The organism is Neorhizobium lilium (genome assembly GCF_004053875.1).
GTDB lineage: Bacteria > Pseudomonadota > Alphaproteobacteria > Rhizobiales > Rhizobiaceae > Neorhizobium > Neorhizobium lilii.
The window spans coordinates 1,113,207-1,130,400 of sequence record NZ_SBIP01000002.1 but is presented as its reverse complement, the minus strand read 5'-3'; the positions used below and the strand labels follow the sequence as shown (position 1 = coordinate 1,130,400).

General features: G+C 61.5%; 17 protein-coding genes. 15 read left to right on the top strand and 2 right to left on the bottom strand.

Translation table 11 applies throughout. From position 1 onward, the window contains the following. Nucleotides 1–158: 158 nt before the first annotated feature. The 12 genes from EPK99_RS11645 to EPK99_RS11590 all read left to right on the top strand — a co-directional run bounded on the left by EPK99_RS11645 (nucleotide 159) and on the right by EPK99_RS11590 (nucleotide 13,320). Nucleotides 159–1,322, top strand: a complete 1,164-nt coding sequence (locus tag EPK99_RS11645) for a M20 aminoacylase family protein (RefSeq protein ID WP_128443185.1) — start codon at nucleotides 159–161, stop codon at nucleotides 1,320–1,322. Nucleotides 1,323–1,375: 53 nt separating this feature from the next. After that, nucleotides 1,376–3,223: an ABC transporter ATP-binding protein gene (locus EPK99_RS11640; RefSeq protein ID WP_128443184.1), complete on the top strand. Its 1,848-nt coding sequence runs from the start codon at nucleotides 1,376–1,378 to the stop codon at nucleotides 3,221–3,223. A 115-nt stretch (nucleotides 3,224–3,338) separates the two neighbouring features. Then, complete coding sequence (locus EPK99_RS11635) at nucleotides 3,339–3,533, top strand: hypothetical protein (protein ID WP_128443183.1); 195 nt, start codon at nucleotides 3,339–3,341, stop codon at nucleotides 3,531–3,533. 47 nt (nucleotides 3,534–3,580) lie between these two features. Further along, nucleotides 3,581–4,099, top strand: coding sequence for a Fic/DOC family protein (locus EPK99_RS11630; RefSeq protein WP_245582391.1), 519 nt, complete (start codon nucleotides 3,581–3,583; stop codon nucleotides 4,097–4,099). Nucleotides 4,100–4,185: 86 nt separating this feature from the next. Beyond that, a complete protein-coding gene (locus EPK99_RS11625) occupies nucleotides 4,186–5,139 on the top strand; it encodes a sugar-binding transcriptional regulator (RefSeq protein ID WP_128443181.1) in 954 nt (317 codons plus the stop codon). A 144-nt stretch (nucleotides 5,140–5,283) separates the two neighbouring features. Beyond that, nucleotides 5,284–6,597 (top strand): ABC transporter substrate-binding protein, encoded by a 1,314-nt coding sequence (locus EPK99_RS11620; protein WP_128443180.1) that lies wholly within the window; start codon nucleotides 5,284–5,286, stop codon nucleotides 6,595–6,597. Nucleotides 6,598–6,732: 135 nt separating this feature from the next. Then, complete coding sequence (locus tag EPK99_RS11615; RefSeq protein ID WP_128443179.1) at nucleotides 6,733–7,605, top strand: carbohydrate ABC transporter permease; 873 nt, start codon at nucleotides 6,733–6,735, stop codon at nucleotides 7,603–7,605. A gap of 11 nt (nucleotides 7,606–7,616) precedes the next feature. Further along, a complete protein-coding gene (locus tag EPK99_RS11610; protein WP_128443178.1) occupies nucleotides 7,617–8,441 on the top strand; it encodes a carbohydrate ABC transporter permease in 825 nt (274 codons plus the stop codon). Nucleotides 8,442–8,453: 12 nt separating this feature from the next. Then, complete coding sequence (locus tag EPK99_RS11605; protein ID WP_128443177.1) at nucleotides 8,454–9,473, top strand: ABC transporter ATP-binding protein; 1,020 nt, start codon at nucleotides 8,454–8,456, stop codon at nucleotides 9,471–9,473. 20 nt (nucleotides 9,474–9,493) lie between these two features. Then, on the top strand, nucleotides 9,494–10,975 hold the full coding sequence (locus EPK99_RS11600) for a mannitol dehydrogenase family protein (RefSeq protein WP_128443176.1): 1,482 nt from the start codon (nucleotides 9,494–9,496) through the stop codon (nucleotides 10,973–10,975). A gap of 12 nt (nucleotides 10,976–10,987) precedes the next feature. Beyond that, nucleotides 10,988–11,704: an HAD family hydrolase gene (locus EPK99_RS11595; RefSeq protein ID WP_425374186.1), complete on the top strand. Its 717-nt coding sequence runs from the start codon at nucleotides 10,988–10,990 to the stop codon at nucleotides 11,702–11,704. A 44-nt stretch (nucleotides 11,705–11,748) separates the two neighbouring features. After that, on the top strand, nucleotides 11,749–13,320 hold the full coding sequence (locus EPK99_RS11590) for an FGGY-family carbohydrate kinase (RefSeq protein ID WP_128443174.1): 1,572 nt from the start codon (nucleotides 11,749–11,751) through the stop codon (nucleotides 13,318–13,320). 16 nt (nucleotides 13,321–13,336) lie between these two features. On the opposite strand, the gene EPK99_RS11585 is transcribed toward EPK99_RS11590, so the two are convergent. Continuing rightward, nucleotides 13,337–14,410 (bottom strand): NAD(P)/FAD-dependent oxidoreductase, encoded by a 1,074-nt coding sequence (locus EPK99_RS11585; protein WP_164901754.1) that lies wholly within the window; start codon nucleotides 14,408–14,410, stop codon nucleotides 13,337–13,339. A gap of 74 nt (nucleotides 14,411–14,484) precedes the next feature. On the opposite strand from EPK99_RS11585, the gene EPK99_RS25305 reads away from it, so the two are divergent. From EPK99_RS25305 to EPK99_RS11575, 3 genes are all read left to right on the top strand, one after another. Then, nucleotides 14,485–14,625, top strand: coding sequence for a hypothetical protein (locus EPK99_RS25305; RefSeq protein WP_164901753.1), 141 nt, complete (start codon nucleotides 14,485–14,487; stop codon nucleotides 14,623–14,625). A gap of 173 nt (nucleotides 14,626–14,798) precedes the next feature. Beyond that, nucleotides 14,799–15,518, top strand: a complete 720-nt coding sequence (locus EPK99_RS11580; RefSeq protein WP_128443172.1) for a hypothetical protein — start codon at nucleotides 14,799–14,801, stop codon at nucleotides 15,516–15,518. 128 nt (nucleotides 15,519–15,646) lie between these two features. Continuing rightward, a complete protein-coding gene (locus tag EPK99_RS11575) occupies nucleotides 15,647–16,378 on the top strand; it encodes a sulfate transporter family protein (RefSeq protein ID WP_128443171.1) in 732 nt (243 codons plus the stop codon). Between the two features lie 10 nt (nucleotides 16,379–16,388). On the opposite strand, the gene nth is transcribed toward EPK99_RS11575, so the two are convergent. After that, complete coding sequence (nth, locus tag EPK99_RS11570; protein ID WP_128443170.1) at nucleotides 16,389–17,174, bottom strand: endonuclease III; 786 nt, start codon at nucleotides 17,172–17,174, stop codon at nucleotides 16,389–16,391. Between the last annotated feature and the right edge of the window lie 20 nt (nucleotides 17,175–17,194).

The following is a 17,194-nucleotide window of genomic DNA, read 5'->3' as shown; positions in this document are numbered from 1 at the left end:
AAGGCTGGATGATCAAAATTTAGGCCATCTAAGCATAGGCCTATTTCGCGTGCAAGGGCGAAATTTGCAGCTTGCAAAAGCCTGCCGCACCGTCGCAATATCCCGTCCGATATCCACTCGCGACCAGAGTGGAAACAGTAAAAAAATGAGGTCAGATTATGCCGGTCATCAATCGCGTCGCGGAAATGCAGGATCAGGTCGCCGAATGGCGCCGCCACCTGCATGAAAACCCGGAGCTGCTTTACGACGTTCACCACACGTCCGCCTTCGTGGCCGAAAAGCTGAAGTCCTTCGGCTGCGATGTGGTGGAAACCGGCATCGGCAGGACGGGCGTCGTTGCGATCATCAAGGGCAGTCAGGGAGAAGGCTCGGTGATCGGATTTCGCGCCGACATGGATGCGCTGCCTATCCTGGAGACCTCGGGCAAGCCCTGGGCTTCGAAGACGCCGGGCAAGGCGCATTCCTGCGGTCATGACGGCCATACCGCCATGCTGCTCGGTGCCGCTCAGTATCTGGCCGAGACCCGCAATTTCAAGGGCTCCGTCGCGGTGATCTTCCAGCCGGCGGAGGAGGGCGGTGCCGGCGCGCTTGCCATGATCAACGACGGGTTCATGGAAAAATTCGGAATCACCCAGGTGTTCGGCATGCACAACGAGCCACGCCTGCCGGTCGGCAGCTTCGCAATTCGCAAGGGCTCGATCATGGCGGCGGCCGATACGTTCGAGATCACCATCAACGGGCGAGGCAGCCACGCCGCCCAGCCGCATCTTTCAATCGACCCGGTGCTGGCCGCCAGCCATGTGGTCGTGGCGCTGCAATCCATCGTGTCGCGCGAAACGGACCCGCTGAAATCGCTGGTGGTAACGGTTGCCTCCATCCATGGCGGCGAGGCCAGCAATGTCATTCCGGCCTTCGTGAAACTGGCCGGAACGGTACGCACGCTTCTGCCCGAAATGCGCGATTTTGCCGAAAAGCGGCTGGCTGAAGTGGCGCAGGCGACGGCCGCAGCCCATGGTGCCACCGCGGATGTCATTTATCGGCGGGGCTATCCGGTGACCTTCAACCACGAGGATGAAACGGAATTCGCGGTCGAGATCGCGTCCAGGGTTGCAGGGCCGAGGGCCGTCAATGCCGGCATGGCACCGCATATGGGCGCCGAAGATTTCTCCTATATGCTGGAGAAGCGGCCGGGCGCCTTCATCTTCATCGGCAATGGCGATACGGCCAGCCTGCACAACGCGGCTTACGACTTCAACGACGAGGCTATCCCCTTCGGCGTCAGTTATTGGGTAACGCTTGCCGAAACCGCACTTGCTGCCTGAACCGGCCCGCCTGACTTCGGCCGGCTGCCTGGAAAACGCATAAGGAAACGATCATGCTGCTAAGTGGAACCGCGATGGAACAGGGCGGAGGATCGGTGACCCCGGTTCTTTCCGTCCGCAACCTTTCGACCTCCTTCCGCGTCAACGACGAATGGAAGACCGTCGTCCGCAATATCTCGTTCGATGTCGCGCCGCGCGAGACCGTAGCGATCGTGGGCGAATCCGGCTCCGGCAAAAGCGTCACCTCGCTATCGATCATGCGGCTGCTGCCGAAGAATTCGAGCAAGATCGAGGGACAGATCTTCCTCAACGGCCGCGAGCTTCTGTCGCTGCCGGAAGAGCAGATGCGGCAGGTGCGCGGCAACGACATCTCGATGATCTTCCAGGAGCCGATGACCTCGCTCAATCCGATCTTCCCGATCGGCAAGCAGATTTCCGAGGCGCTGACGGTCCACAAGAACATATCCAAGGCCGAAGCCAAGGCAGAGGTGATCCGCCTGCTCGAGAAGGTACGGATTCCCAATGCCAAAGGCCGTTTCGACGAATATCCGCATCAATTCTCTGGCGGCATGCGCCAGCGCGTGATGATCGCCATGGCGCTGGCTTCCAGGCCGAAGTTGCTGATCGCTGACGAGCCGACGACGGCATTGGACGTGACCATCCAGGGCCAGATCCTTGACCTGATCAAGGTCCTGCAGGAAGAGGAGGGCATGTCCGTGCTCTTCATCACCCACGACATGGGCGTGGTGGCGGAAGTGGCGGACCGGACCATCGTCATGTACCGCGGCGACGCCGTGGAAACGGGCGAGACCAGCGATATCTTCTACCGCGGCCAGCATCCCTATACCCGGGCTTTGCTCTCGGCCGTTCCGCGACTGGGCTCGATGGGCGACCGCAAGCTGCCGCTGCGGTTCCCGATCATCGACGTGAAGACCGGCGAGCAGCAGCCGATAGCCGATGTGCTGGACACGGTGGGCAAGGGCAAGACGCCGATCCTCGACGTCAGGGACCTGACCACCCGCTTCGACATTCATTCCGGTCTGTTCGGCCGCAAGACCGGCGCGGTGCATGCGGTGGAGAAAGTATCCTTCGACCTTTTCGCCGGGGAGACCCTGTCGCTGGTCGGCGAATCCGGTTGCGGCAAATCCACCACCGGGCGTTCGGTGACGCGCCTGATCACGCCTACCAGCGGCAGCGTGCAACTCGACGGCTACGACGTGATGAGCCTCGACCAGTCGATGCTGCGCAAGATGCGCCGCTCTGTGCAGATGGTCTTCCAGGACCCCTTCGCCTCGCTCAATCCTCGCATGAGCATTGGTTCGGCCGTCATGGAACCGTTCATCGAACACGGGCTCGGCACCAAGGCGCAGGCGCGCCAGAAGGCGGCCGGGCTTCTGGAACAGGTGGGTCTCTCGGCCGACATGATGAAGCGTTTTCCACACGAGTTTTCGGGCGGCCAGCGGCAGCGCATCGCTATTGCCCGCGCCCTGATGCTCGACCCCAAGGTGATCGTGGCCGACGAGGCGGTCTCTGCGCTCGACGTGTCGATCAAGGCGCAGGTCTGCAACCTGCTGCTCGACCTGCAGCAAAGCCTGAACCTGGCCTTCCTGTTCATTTCCCATGATATGGCGGTGGTGGAGCGGGTGAGCCACCGCGTGGCGGTGATGTATCTGGGCGAAATCGTCGAGATCGGACCGCGCGCCGCGGTGTTCGAGAACCCGCAGCATTCCTACACCAAGAAGCTGATGTCGGCGGTGCCGGTGCCGGATCCCTCACGCCGCCGCGTCAAGCGCAACATGTCTACCGATGAGATCAAGAGCCCGATCCGCCCGGTCGATTACGTGCCGCCGAAGCGCGAATATCGCGAGGTTTCCACGGGACATCTGGTGCAGCTGGATTAGGGTCTTATCGCTCCGGCAAGGGCGGTTTGATTTGCTGACGGCCAGGATTTCTGGTATCTATTGAGGATGCTGCAGTCCGGGCCTTTTGTTGTCTTGGTGTGAGGAAAACTTCTGCATGACCGATAAGGACACGATCCGTCAGCGCACTCTCGAGGCCGCGCATCTGCAACTCATCGAGGGCAATCCGCTCGATGCCGACCAGATGGCGATGTTCGAAATGTTTGACCGCGAGGGCTGGTCGCAGGAGCGTCAAAGAGACTACATTCTTGAGCGGGCTAAAGCCGCGGCTGCGCTTCACGCAGCGGAATGAGCGGCGACCCATACGTTTATCCCGGCACTCGCGTGCTGAGGAACAAATTGGGCATAACGGATGCCGCAGCCTTCGATTATCACGAACGTGAAATCGTCGCTATGCGCGCCCGTCACGGGATCCCGACCGGCAATTTCGATCTCAAGCATTTGCGTGCGATCCACCGGCATCTGTTCCAGGATGTCTACGACTGGGCCGGAGACGTCCGCACCGTCGAGATATCCAAAGGCGGCAGCCAGTTCCAGTTTCGCCAGTATATCGAGACCGGAATGGCCGACGTGCATCGCCGTCTTGCGGGGTCGGATTTTATGCGCGGGCTGGATCGACCCGCCTTTGCGGCAAAAGTTGCAGCGATCATTGGCGACGTCAACTATGTCCACCCGTTCCGCGAAGGCAACGGCCGTACGCAGCTGCAATATCTCAAGCAATTGTCCGTCAAGGCCGGCCATCCGCTCGATCTCACGAAGATCGATGCCGTGAAGTGGATCGACGCATCGATACAGGCAAACCAGACCAGCTACGACCTGATGGCGGATGTAATCGAAAGCGCGTTGCGTCAATCCTGAGCTTTTTCCATTCGTTGAAGCAAACTCCAACCGTTTGACAGACCGTCGAAAAACATGGCAGCAAATCTGCGAGGAGATTTTCTGCGATGGCGAAGCGGTCCGATACCCAAGGTCGACTGGACGATGCGGCAAGAGCCGGCTGGCTCTACTATGTCGCCGGCAGGACGCAGGACGAAATCGCCGCCGCCATGGGCATTTCCCGCCAGACAGCGCAACGGCTTGTTTCGCTGGCGGTGGCGGAACGGCTGATCAAGGTTCGGCTCGACCACCCCATTTCCGTCTGCCTCGAGCTGGGAGAACGCCTGCGCGAGAAATTCGATCTTCAGCATGCCGAGGTGGTGCCGAGCGATCCGCTCGGTGCGTCGTCCACCGTCGGAATCGCCGAAGCGGGTGCCGCGGAAATCGAACGCTGGCTGAAGCGGCCAGACCCGATCATCATCGCCGTCGGCACCGGCCGTACGTTGAAGGCCGCAGTGGACCAGTTGCCGCCGATGGAATGTCCGCAGCATCGGATCGTTTCGCTTACGGGTAATATCGGGCCGGATGGGTCGGCCGCCTTCTACAACGTGATCTTTTCCATGGCAGATGCCATCAAGGCCCGGCATTTCCCCATGCCTCTTCCTGTTCTGTGTTCATCGGTCGAGGAGCGGGCGACGCTGCACGACCAGGCTCTGGTGCGTTCCACGCTCGCGCTCGGCGCGCAGGCCGACGCGACCTTTGTGGGGATCGGCGAACTCGGCGTGGACGGACCGCTCTGTGTCGATGGGTTCCTTGCACGGGACGAGATGCTGCGGCTGATCGAGCGGGGAGCGACCGGCGAGATCTGCGGCTGGATTTACGACCGGCAGGGTCGTCTCCTGGACAATGACGTCAACGAGCGGGTGGCAAGCGTGCCAATCCCCTCGCGGGAAACCTCGCGCGTCATCGGGCTTGCCCAGGGCAAGCGCAAATGGCCTGCGATCAAGGCCGCACTTACAGGCCGGTTGCTGAACGGCATCATCACCGACGAAAGCACCGCTGCCCATCTCCTGGGCGATTGAGCAGATTTTTCGCATCTGAAACAATGGTTTATGATTTTTCGTTGCGTTGCAGCGATGAATTTCCGTTGACTTGCGCCAGGTAATGTTGAGTAATTGCCCATGAGCAAAGCGAATGCTCGCATTTGATCTTCTCGGGAGGAAGATATGACATTGAAGACGATTCTGCTGGGCGCGTGCTCAGTAATGATGTTTGGCGGCATGGCTTCGGCGGAAACGCTGACGATTGCGACCGTCAACAACGGCGACATGGTCCGCATGCAGGGCCTCAGTTCCGAATTCACCAAGGCCAATCCGGATATCCAGATCAACTGGGTGACGCTCGAGGAAAACGTGCTGCGTGAGCGCGTCACGACCGACATCGCCACCAAGGGCGGCCAGTACGACATCCTGACCATCGGCAATTACGAAGTGCCGATTTGGGCCAAGCAGGGCTGGCTGGCGGAGCTCAACAAGCTCGGCGACAAGTACGACGTGAACGACCTGCTGCCTGCCATCAAGGGCGGCCTGACCGTCAATGGCAAGCTGTATGCGGCGCCGTTCTACGGCGAATCTGCGATGATCATGTATCGCAAGGATCTGCTCGACAAGGCAGGCCTGAAGATGCCGGAAAGCCCCACCTGGGACTTCATCGGCGATGCGGCCCGCAAGATGACCGACCGCAAGGCCGGCATCAACGGCATATGCCTGCGCGGCAAGGCCGGCTGGGGCGAGAACATGGCCTTCGTCACGGCGCTTGCGAATTCCTACGGCGGCCGCTGGTTCGACGAAAAGTGGAACCCGCAATTCGACCAGCCGGAATGGAAGCAGGCGTTGCAGTTCTATGTCGACGTTATGAAGGATGCAGGCCCGTCCGGCGCCTCGTCCAACGGCTTCAACGAAAACCTGACGCTCTTCCAGCAGGGCAAGTGCGGCATGTGGATGGACGCCACGGTTGCGGCTTCCTTCGTTTCCGACCCGAAGAACTCCACGGTTGCCGACAAGGTCGGCTACGCGATCTTCCCGAGCAAGGAAGGCGTCAAAAATCACGGCAACTGGCTGTGGTCGTGGAACCTCGCCGTTCCGGCCTCTTCCAAGAAGGCTGACTCGGCGCAGAAGTTCATCTCCTGGGCAACGAGCAAGGAATACATCCAGCTCGTCCAGTCCAAGGAAGGCTGGGCCGCCGTTCCTCCGGGCACACGCACCTCGCTCTACAACAACGAAGAGTACAAGAAGGCTGCTGCCTTCGCCGTGCCGACGCTCGCAGCCATGCAGGCGGCCGATATCACCAAGCCGTCCGTGAAGCCGGTTCCCTATACCGGTGGCCAGTTCGTCGCGATCCCTGAATTCCAGGCGATCGGTACCAATGTCGGCCAGCTCTTCTCGGCCGTCATTGCCGGCCAGTCTACTGTTGACGATGCGCTTGCGCAGGCTCAGCGCGCAACCCAGCGCGAAATGAAGCGTGCGGGTTATCCCAAGTAAGCAGCCTCTCGCGATCCGCCGTCCGGCCTGAAACCGGGCGGCGTTCTATCCTCAAGACGACAATCAAGAAAAATCCGGCGCGCGCGGGGTCTCTGCAGTTGCGAGATGCGCGGTCGCTTCAGGGAGGGTGTCGTTATGGCGACGCAAAATACCAAAACCTTGGCGCGGCTCATGATGGCGCCGTCGGTCCTGCTTCTGCTGGTCTGGATGATCGTTCCACTGGCAATGACCCTGTGGTTCTCCTTCCAGAACTACAATCTGCTGGACCCTTCCAGCGACGGCTTTGCCGGCTTCTTCAACTACGAGTTCTTTTATACCGATCCGGCCTTCTTTCAGTCCATCTGGAATACGCTCGTTATCGTCGGAGGTGTGCTTCTCATCACCGTGGTCGGCGGTATTGCAATCGGGCTGCTGCTCGACCAGCCGATCTTCGGCCAGGGCATTGTCCGCATCCTGGTGATCTCGCCCTTCTTCGTCATGCCTCCGGTCGCCGCGTTGATCTGGAAGAACCTGATCATGCACCCGGGTTACGGTGTGTTTGCCGATATCGCCAACCTCCTGGGGCTTCAGCCCGTGGACTGGTTTGCGCAATATCCACTGTTTTCCATCGTCATCATCGTCGCCTGGCAATGGCTGCCGTTCGCCACGCTCATTCTCCTGACCGCCCTTCAATCGCTGGACAGCGAGCAGAAGGAGGCAGCGGAAATGGATGGCGCCAATTTCTTCAATCGCTTCATCTACCTAGTCCTGCCGCATCTTGCCCGCTCGATCACCGTTGTCATCCTGATCCAGACGATCTTCCTGCTCGGCGTCTATGCGGAAATCCTCGTCACCACCAATGGCGGTCCCGGTTACGCCTCGACCAATATCGCCTTCCTGATCTACCGTACGGCGCTGCTCGGCTACGATGTCGGCGGTGCATCGGCAGGCGGCATTATCGCAGTCATATTGGCCAATATCGTCGCCATCTTCCTGATGCGCGCCGTCGGCAAGAACCTGGACCGGTAGGAGATAAGATCATGGCTCGTTCCGTCACCACAGGCCGCAAGATCACCGCAACCATCGTTGCATGGGTCGTCGCGCTGATCATCTTCTTTCCGATCCTCTACACGATCATCACCAGCCTGAAGACAGAGCCGGAGGCGATTGCCGGCTTCAACCTGATCCCGTCCGGCACGTTCGAGAACTACATCAACGTCCAGACGCAGAGCGACTATCTAAAGCCGTTCATGAACTCGGTCATCCTTTCGGTCGGCTCCACGATCCTGGCGCTCATCATCGCCATTCCCGGCGCCTGGGCCATGGCCTTTTCGCCGACCAAGCGGACCAAGGACGTCCTGATGTGGATGCTCTCCACGAAGATGATGCCGGCCGTCGCGGTGCTGGTGCCGATCTACCTTCTGTTCCGCGATTTCGGCCTTCTAGACAGCCGCATCGGCCTTACCGTCATGCTGACGCTGATCAACCTGCCTATCGTGGTTTGGATGCTCTATACCTATTTCCGTGAAATTCCGGGCGAGATCCTCGAAGCTTCGCGGATGGACGGGGCAGGGCTCTGGCAGGAGATCGTCTATGTGCTGACGCCGATGGCGGTGCCGGGGATTGCATCGACGCTGCTCCTCAACATCATTCTTGCCTGGAACGAGTCCTTCTGGAGCATCCGGCTGACCACGACCAATGCGGCGCCGCTGACCGCCTTCATCGCCTCCTTCTCCAGCCCGCAAGGCCTGTTCTGGGCAAAGCTGTCGGCGGCATCGACCATGGCGATCGCGCCCATCCTCATCCTTGGCTGGTTCAGCCAGAAGCAACTCGTCCGCGGCCTGACATTCGGCGCAGTAAAGTAAGGACTTATCGTCATGGGCAGCATCACACTCAGACACGTGTCGAAGACCTTCGGCGAAGCCAAGGTCATTCCCGATATCAACCTTGAAATCAACGATGGCGAGTTCGTCGTCTTCGTCGGTCCGTCCGGCTGCGGAAAGTCTACCCTGCTGCGTCTCATCGCCGGGCTGGAAGATGTGAGCGGCGGCCAGATCCTGATCAACGGCAAGGAAGTGACCGCGGCGGCACCCGCTGCCCGCGGGCTCGCCATGGTGTTCCAGTCCTATGCGCTCTATCCGCATATGACGGTGCGCAACAATATCGGCTTTCCGCTGAAGATGGCGAAGATGGACAAGGCTGCGATCGACAAGAAGGTCGAGGCGGCCGCCAATGTGCTGAACCTCACCGATTACCTGGAGCGGCGTCCCTCGCAGCTTTCCGGCGGACAGCGCCAGCGCGTTGCGATCGGCCGCGCCATCGTGCGCGAACCCTCGGCCTTCCTGTTCGACGAACCGCTATCCAACCTTGATGCGGCACTGCGCGGCACGATGCGGCTCGAGATCAGCGACCTGCACAACCAGTTGAAGACGACCATGGTCTACGTGACCCACGACCAGATCGAAGCCATGACCATGGCCGACAAGATCGTCGTGCTCAACCGCGGCAATATCGAGCAGGTCGGCTCGCCGCTGGAGCTCTACAAGTCGCCGCGCAACCTCTTCGTCGCCGGCTTCATCGGTTCGCCCCGCATGAACTTCATCGAGGGCGCCTATGCGCAGTCGAGAAATGCCAAAACGGTCGGGGTGCGGCCGGAACATCTCATCCTTTCAAAGGAGAGCGGCCTCTGGACCGGCACCGTGACGGTTGCCGAACATCTGGGCGCCGACACCTTCCTACATGCCAATGTCGATGGCTTTGGCCCGATCACGGCCCGCGTCGATGGCGAGTTCGGCGTCAAGCATGGCGACCGCGTCTACATGACGCCCGACGAGAGCAAGCTGCACCGCTTCGACGACAAGGGCCTTGCGCTCGGCAATGCCGTAGTCGCCGCCTGAGCGAATACTGGAGTAAGACAATGACTGTGAAGCTTTCGCTGGCGACCCTGAAGGATGCCGCCGCAACCGCCGCCGTGCCGGCCTATGACCCGAAGAGCCTAACGGCCGGCATCGTGCATTTCGGCGTCGGCAACTTCCATCGTGCCCATCAGGCCGTCTATCTGGACGACCTGTTCAACACGGGCAAGGGGCATGACTGGGCGATCATCGGTGCCGGCGTATTGCCGTCGGATGCCGCTATGCGCGAAAAGCTGAAAGCTCAGGATTTTCTAACCACAGTCGTCGAACAGGACAACAACAAGACCGCTGCCCGCATTACCGCGCCGATGATCGACATCATCGACCCGGACGACAAGGCGGCACTGGTAGAGAAGCTTGCCGATCCCGCCATCCGCATCGTCTCCATGACGATCACCGAGGGCGGCTATTTCATCGATGCGAGCGGTCATTTCAACCCCAGCCATCCGGCGATGGTCGAGGACGCCAACAATCCGGACGCTCCGAAAACCGTATTCGGCCTGATCATTGCAGGCCTGAAGCTGCGGCGCGAACGCGGCGTGACGCCGTTCACCGTGATGTCCTGCGACAACATTCCGGGCAACGGCCATGTCACGGAAAATACGGTCGTGGGGCTCGCCAAGCTGTCCGATCCGGCTTTTGCCCAGTGGATCCACGACAATGTCGCCTTCCCGAATTCCATGGTGGACCGCATTACGCCGGCCACAGGCCAACGCGAGGTCGATATCCTGCGCAATGATTTCGGCATAGACGACAACTGGCCGGTCTTCTGCGAAGAGTTCAAGCAGTGGGTGATGGAGGATAACTTTCCGTCCGGCCGCCCGCCGCTGGAAGAGGTCGGCGTGCAGTTCGTCTCCGACGTTGCACCCTACGAGCTGATGAAGATCCGCATCCTTAATGGCGGCCATGCGACCATCGCCTATCCTGGCGAGCTTCTGGACATCCATTTCGTCCACGAAGCCATGGAGCACCCGCTGATCCGCGCCTTCCTCGCCAAGCTGGAGAAGGAGGAGATCATCCCGATCGTGCCGCCGGTGCCGGATACCAACCTAGACGACTATTTCGACCTGATCGAGCGGCGGTTCCGCAACCCCAAGATCGGCGACACCATTCCGCGCCTCGCACAGGACGGGTCGAACCGGCAGCCGAAATTCATCCTGCCCTCGACGCGCGACCGGCTGGCACAGGGCAAGGACATCACCGGTCTGGCACTCGTGTCCGCCCTCTGGTGCCGTTATTTCGCCGGCACCTCCGACAGCGGGCGGACGATCGTGTTCAACGATGCGAGCGCAGAGAAGCTGCAGGCCGCGGCGCTGAAGGCGAAGGAGGATCCTGATGCCTTCCTGGTGTTCGACGAGATTTTCGGCGAAGTCTCCAGGTCGGACCTCTTCCGTCAGCGCTTCGGCCATGCCCTGAAGACGCTCTGGAGCGAAGGGACGGCGCGGACGCTGGAGCTTTATCTGGCGGATCAGCTCGTCAAGTAACGGATGACGGACGTGACGCAGACGGCGACGCCCCTGGTTATTTTCGATTGCGACGGCGTTCTGGTCGATAGCGAACCCGTATCCGTGAGAGTGCTGGTGGATGCGCTTGGCCGCAAGGGAGTGGCCATGGAGGAAGCGGAAGCCTATCGCCGATTTCTCGGCCGCAGCCTTGCGACCGTTACCACGGCGATGCGCGACGAGTTCGGCATCGAGGCGGATGCGACCTTTCTCGAAGAGATGCGCCACGATCTCTATCGGCGCTTCCGCAGCGAACTGCAGCCGGTGAAGGACGTTGCAGATGCGCTTGACGGACTTGCCGTGCGCCGCTGCGTCGCCTCGTCCAGCCAGCCTGAACGCATCCGGCTGTCGCTGACGCTGACGGGCCTTATCGACAAGTTCGAGCCGCATATTTTCTCGGCCAGCATGGTTGCGCGGGGAAAGCCCGCGCCCGACCTGTTTCTCCACGCTGCGGCGCAGATGGGCGCCGATCCGAAAGACTGCGTGGTGGTGGAGGACAGCCCGGCGGGGATAGAGGCCGCACATCGGGCCGGCATGACCGTATTCGCCTTTACCGGCGCCTCCCATGCCTCCACGCCGGGATATAGGGAGCAGGTTTCGGCGCTTGCCCCGGATGCCGAGTTTGACGCGATGGCGGATTTGATCCACCTTGTCCAAGAACATTTCGAGGGCCGCGGCAGCGCGATCTCCGGGGATAGTCCTGGCGTCTGACGGGATGCGGAAGCGGGGCGAAGGGCGAGGGGAAACAAAGCTGAATGCGTGACCATCTCGTTGCGGTCGATGTCGGAACGGGCAGCGCCCGGGCAGGCGTGTTCGACCGCGAGGGGCGGCTTCTCGCGAAGGCGAAGCGCCCGATTGCCATGTTCCGGCCGAAGGAGAACCACGCCGAGCATGATTCCGAGGATATCTGGTCAGCGGTTTGCGCATCAGCGCGCGAGGCTTTGGCCGATGCGGGGATCGCTGCAGCGCAGGTCGCGGCCATCGGTTTCGACGCGACATGTTCCCTCGTGGCGCGGGATGCCGAGGGGGCCCAACTTTCCGTCTCCACAACAGGCCGGCAGAACCACGATACGATTGTCTGGCTGGACCACAGGGCGATCCGCGAAGCGGACCAGTTGTCGTCGACACAGCACCCTGTGCTGGCATTCTCCGGCGGTTCCTTGTCGCCTGAAATGGAGATGCCCAAGCTCGCCTGGCTGAAGAAGCACCTGCCGCAAAGCTGGGAGCGGGCCGGCTACTTCTTCGATCTGGCGGATTTCCTCACCTGGAAGGCCACCGGGTCGGCGGCGCGTTCGCGCTGCACCCTGACGGCGAAGTGGAACTATCTCGCCCACGAGGAAAACGGCTGGAGCGCGGATTTTCTGCGCATGGCCGGGCTTGACGATCTGCTGGAGAAAGGCGGCCTGCCCCTGGAGACGGTGGCTGCAGGCACGAGCATCGGCCGGCTGTCGCAGCAAGCGGCAGAGGCGCTCGGCCTCGACAGCGAGGTTGAGGTGGCGCCGGGCCTGATCGACGCTTATGCCGGAGCCTTCGGTGTCCTCGGCGGCGCTTCGGAGCTGGAGGCGAGTGTTGCGCTGATCGGCGGTACGTCGAGCTGCATCGTCGCGTTTGCGCGCGAGCCCAAGGCCGGCCGCAGCCTCTGGGGGCCGTATTACGAAGCCGTGCTGCCCGAACACTGGCTGGTGGAGGGCGGGCAATCGGCAACCGGGGCGCTGCTCGACCACATGGTGCGGATGCACGCGGCCGGCGGCGAACCGACAGCGGAACTGCATGCGAAAGTGATTGCGCGGGTGGAGGCGCTGCGCGTCCTGGAGGGAGCGGATCTTGCGCCGGAGATCAATATCCTGCCGGATTTCCACGGCAATCGCTCGCCGCTCGCCGATCCGCACGCGACCGGCGTTATCAGCGGCCTGACCCTCGACACCTCCTTCGACGGACTGTGCCGGCTTTATTGGCGATGCTGTGTGTCGGTGGCGCTCGGCATACGCCACATTCTGGAGACCATGGCCGGGTACGGCTACACATTCAGCACGCTGCATGTGACGGGCGGGCATGTGAACAATCCGCTCCTCATCGAACTCTATGCCGACGTCACCGGCTGCCGGGTGCTGGTGCCCGAAACGCGAGACGCCGTACTTCTGGGTACGGCCATGACGGCTGCTGTGGCCGGCGGCGTCCATACCGATCTCGCAGCGGCCGGCCGCGCAATGGATGGCGGAGCAACCGAACGCCTTCCGGATACCACGCGCGCCCCGCAATATGACCGGGATTACCGTCGCTTCCTCGCCATGCTGCGGCATCGCGAGGAATTGCGGGCGATGGAGTAGGCAGCGTCTGCTGCCGTCAGTTCGGCAGAAACGCCATCAGGCCTGTCTCATGACCATCCAGAATCTCTTGCGCGGCGAGACGACCCAGCAGCGGCGCCAGAATGACACCGGGATGACCCACGGCAACATAAAGACCTTCTATCTGCGGCAGGAAACCTGCGCGCGGCATGCGGTCCGCGAAGATCGGCCGATGCCCGACCCGAGCGTCAAGGATGGCTACGTCGTCCGGAACACCCAGCTCTTCGCGCAGGACCGACAACATCGTCTCGGCCATTCTCTGCGGCAGGTCGTCAGTGCCGTCAGGTACAAAGGATTTGGCAATGAAGAGCGTGTTGTCGCGCGCCTGGCGGATTTCGATGCGGGGTGCACATACGATGCGGCTGACGACGGGGATGCTGCAGGCGTAGCGCAACAGCGCCGCCGGCGAAGTTTCAAGGCCGATGTCGATGCCGAGGCCTGCCGCAAGCTTGTTGACGCCGGCACCTGCGGCCAGCACGACGATATCTGCCGGAATGGACCCGGAGGAGGTCAGCAAGGCTGTTGCGCGCCCATTGGCAGTTTCGACGGCAAGAACATTTTCCGCAAACCGTATCGAGGCTCCGGCCCCGACGGCGGCAGCGGCAAGAGTTTTTGCCAGTTGCGCCGGATCAAGCGCGAGGTCGCGTGGCGAGTAGACCGCATGCTCCGGCGGATGGCGGAGGCAAGGCTCCCATTCCCGAAGGACGTCGCGCTTCACCAGCTCGACCTCCTCGCCGGCCCGATGGTGGAGGTCGAAAAGCTGTTCGGTCTCTTCCGGCGTGGTTTCCCAGATCAACGAGCCCCGCCTGGCGCTGGAGAAGGCCTCCGGCAGAACGGTTTCGAGACGGCGATACTCGTCGATTGCCTTCCGCCACAGCGTGTAGTTCGAGTTGTCCGGGGTTCCGTTGATCACGTTGACCCAGCCGAAGGCGCGACCGGTGACGCCATGTCCCGGTTCGGGGCCTTCCTCGACCAGTACGACGTTTGCGCCGCGAAGGGCCAGGTTATAGGCGATGGCGCAGCCTATGATGCCCGCGCCGACAACAGCGATTTGAGGTGACTTTGATGGCACGGGAATCCCGGAAAGTTTGAGCGACACCGCGCTCATTAAACATGGTCTGCGACAGCCGGATGATGGAGCGCCAGATGGGGTGCTACCGGCTCGCCTGCCATTGTAAGCTAGCGGCCCACCGCCATTTCCTGTCTCACCTGAGGATCGTCGCCAAGGAACTGCAGCTCCACCGTGGCGCCGACCGCATCGAAGTGGCGCCTCAGGATACTGCGTAAGATGCTTGCTGTGCCGGAACGGGATAGCAGTGAAAGATTGGTTCCGCTTACTTAAGCGATCGTTTACAATATAAATTGCTACTTTAGTTATTGCTGAAACAAAAATACCTTATGGGCGTTTTTTTCCTGCACGACAACAGGAGGAACTCATGAATAGAACTGGGAGCTTTATCATGACGAGTGTCACCGTTCTTGCCCTTGCAGGGCAGGGTGCGATGGCCAGGGATATCGGCGTCTCCGTGGGCGGCGAGCGTGGACTTAATGCAGGTGTCGGCGTTAGCCGGGACGGGCTTGGTCTCGGCGCATCCGTCGGCGGAAGCAGAGGAGTGAATGCAGGGGTCGGTGTCGGAGGGACGTCTTCCGGCGGCCTCGGCGCAGGTGTCGGCACCTCGGTCGGCGGCGCCCAAGGCGTGAACGCAGGCGTCGGTGCATCGGTCGGCGGCAGCCGGGGTATCGATGCCGGGGTCGGCGCTTCAGTCGGCGGTAGCCAGGGTGTCAATGCCGGTGTTGGCGCATCGGCGGGAGGAGGACGCGGCGTCAATGCAGGCGTCTCGGCTTCTGTCGGCGGCAGCGGCGGGATCGGAGCCGGCGCTGGTGTGGGCATTGGCGGCGGCACGGGTGTTGGTGTGGGTGTCGGTGTCGGCAGCGGCACGGGAAGCAACAATCCGGGCACTGGAACGGGCATAGGCGGAGGTACTGGCCCCGGCGTGGGTACTGGTACTGGCACTTCACCCGGCAAGGGGCTGACCCATACCCAGATGCAGGCGCTGCAGGACATGTCGTCGAGCGAGCGCCAGAAGATGCTGAAGCGCTGCAACTCGATCAGTGCCTCCAGCGACGATGAAGGGCTGGTCAGCCTCTGCCGTTTGCTGCGCATGTCGGCTTCACGGTGATACGCCGGCCAACATAAAAACATGATCGATGCCCTTCGCCACCCGTGGCGGAGGGTTTTCCATTTTTAGCCCCGGCTTGCTCGGCTGAGGTTACACACCTACATTTGTGAGGTTCACTGGAGACGCCGATGATCCTCGACGCCGCAAGACTATCCCTTCTCAACCTCTTTGCTCCTGAAACCCGCAATGTCTTCTGGAAGACGCTTGGCCTGACCCTGGCGGTGCTGCTTGCGCTCTGGTTTGGCCTGAGGGAGGTCTTCTTCCTTTATGTCTGGCCGTGGTTTGCGTCCTTCCTTCCAAGCCTGCCGGACTGGACAGGCTGGCTCGCCTTGATCGCAGCGATCATCGCAGGCATCGGGCTTGCATTGGCTCTGGCGCTTCTGATCGCACCGGTGACGGCGCTGATCGCCGGCCTCTTTCTGGACGATGTGGCCGAAGTGGTGGAGAAGCGGGATTATCCGACGGAGCCGGCGGGCAAGGCCATGCCGCTCGGGCAGGCCATCCTCGGTTCCATCCAGTTTCTCGGCGTCGTCATTCTCGGTAATATGGCGGCGCTGATCATGCTGTTCATTCCCGGCGTCAACCTGATCGCCTTCTTCCTGGTGAACGGCTATCTGCTGGGACGCGAGTTTTTCGAATTCGCCGCCATGCGGTTCAGGACGCCGGCCGAGGCGCGAGACTTTCGCGCCAAGCATGCCTCCACCGTGTTCATGGCGGGCCTGCTGATCGCCGGCTTCCTGGCGATCCCGATCGTCAACCTGCTGACGCCGCTGTTTGCTGCCGGGCTGATGGTGCATCTGCACAAGAGCCTGAGCCGGCGAGATCCCGCCTACACCCTCACGGCAGCGAAGCGGGCCTGAAGAACGGCGGCTATGCCTCCAGCGTGGTTTCGCCGACCGTCTGGGGCGGAAGCTCCACCAGTGGTGCCGGCACGTCGCAGCTTTTCTCGGGCGCGCGACAGAGGTCGGCGATGATGCAGCGCTCGCATTCGGGACGGCGTGCCTTGCAGGTGTAGCGACCATGCAGGATCAGCCAGTGGTGGGCGTGGAAGAGATAGGGCTCGGGAATGACCCTGAGGAACTGTTCCTCCACCTCGTCGGGTGTTTTGCCGGGCGCCATCAGGCAGCGGTTGCCGATGCGGAAAACATGCGTATCGACCGCGAGTGTTGGTATGCCGAACGCCATGGACATGACGACATTGGCGGTCTTGCGCCCGACGCCCGGCAGCCGCACCAGTTCCTCGCGCGTTTTCGGCACCTGGCTGCCGAATTCTTCGATCAGCATGCGCGACAGGGCGATGACGTTCTTGGCCTTGTTGCGGTAGAGCCCGATGGTCTTGATGTGGCGGGTGACCCCTTCTTCACCCAGCTCCAGCATTTTTTCCGGCGTATCGGCCAGCTGGAAGAGCGCGCGCGTCGCCTTGTTGACACCGGCATCTGTCGCCTGGGCCGACAGCGCAACGGCGACCACCAGCGTGAAAGGATTGACGTGCTCCAGCTCGCCCTTCGGTTCCGGTCGCTGCACGGAGAAGCGCCGGAAGATCTCCTCCATCTCCTCGCGCGAATAGGCGGATTTGAAGTGTTTCGGCCGCCGCGCCGTGCCCGGATTTGACTTTTTCGGGGAGCTGGTTTTGGATTTGGGTTTCGCAGTGGCCATATGCCTCTATAGGCATTCCG

What these genes read in the sequence shown, in the direction of transcription:
- EPK99_RS11645 (WP_128443185.1), top strand. Translation starts at nt 159, where the DNA reads ATGCCGGTCATCAATCGCGTCGCGGAAATGCAGGATCAGGTCGCCGAA.
- EPK99_RS11640 (WP_128443184.1), top strand. Translation starts at nt 1,376, where the DNA reads ATGCTGCTAAGTGGAACCGCGATGGAACAGGGCGGAGGATCGGTGACC.
- EPK99_RS11635 (WP_128443183.1), top strand. Translation starts at nt 3,339, where the DNA reads ATGACCGATAAGGACACGATCCGTCAGCGCACTCTCGAGGCCGCGCAT.
- EPK99_RS11625 (WP_128443181.1), top strand. Translation starts at nt 4,186, where the DNA reads ATGGCGAAGCGGTCCGATACCCAAGGTCGACTGGACGATGCGGCAAGA.
- EPK99_RS11620 (WP_128443180.1), top strand. Translation starts at nt 5,284, where the DNA reads ATGACATTGAAGACGATTCTGCTGGGCGCGTGCTCAGTAATGATGTTT.
- EPK99_RS11615 (WP_128443179.1), top strand. Translation starts at nt 6,733, where the DNA reads ATGGCGACGCAAAATACCAAAACCTTGGCGCGGCTCATGATGGCGCCG.
- EPK99_RS11610 (WP_128443178.1), top strand. Translation starts at nt 7,617, where the DNA reads ATGGCTCGTTCCGTCACCACAGGCCGCAAGATCACCGCAACCATCGTT.
- EPK99_RS11605 (WP_128443177.1), top strand. Translation starts at nt 8,454, where the DNA reads ATGGGCAGCATCACACTCAGACACGTGTCGAAGACCTTCGGCGAAGCC.
- EPK99_RS11600 (WP_128443176.1), top strand. Translation starts at nt 9,494, where the DNA reads ATGACTGTGAAGCTTTCGCTGGCGACCCTGAAGGATGCCGCCGCAACC.
- EPK99_RS11590 (WP_128443174.1), top strand. Translation starts at nt 11,749, where the DNA reads ATGCGTGACCATCTCGTTGCGGTCGATGTCGGAACGGGCAGCGCCCGG.
- EPK99_RS25305 (WP_164901753.1), top strand. Translation starts at nt 14,485, where the DNA reads ATGGGGTGCTACCGGCTCGCCTGCCATTGTAAGCTAGCGGCCCACCGC.
- EPK99_RS11580 (WP_128443172.1), top strand. Translation starts at nt 14,799, where the DNA reads ATGACGAGTGTCACCGTTCTTGCCCTTGCAGGGCAGGGTGCGATGGCC.
- EPK99_RS11575 (WP_128443171.1), top strand. Translation starts at nt 15,647, where the DNA reads ATGATCCTCGACGCCGCAAGACTATCCCTTCTCAACCTCTTTGCTCCT.
- nth (WP_128443170.1), bottom strand. Translation starts at nt 17,174, where the DNA reads ATGGCCACTGCGAAACCCAAATCCAAAACCAGCTCCCCGAAAAAGTCA.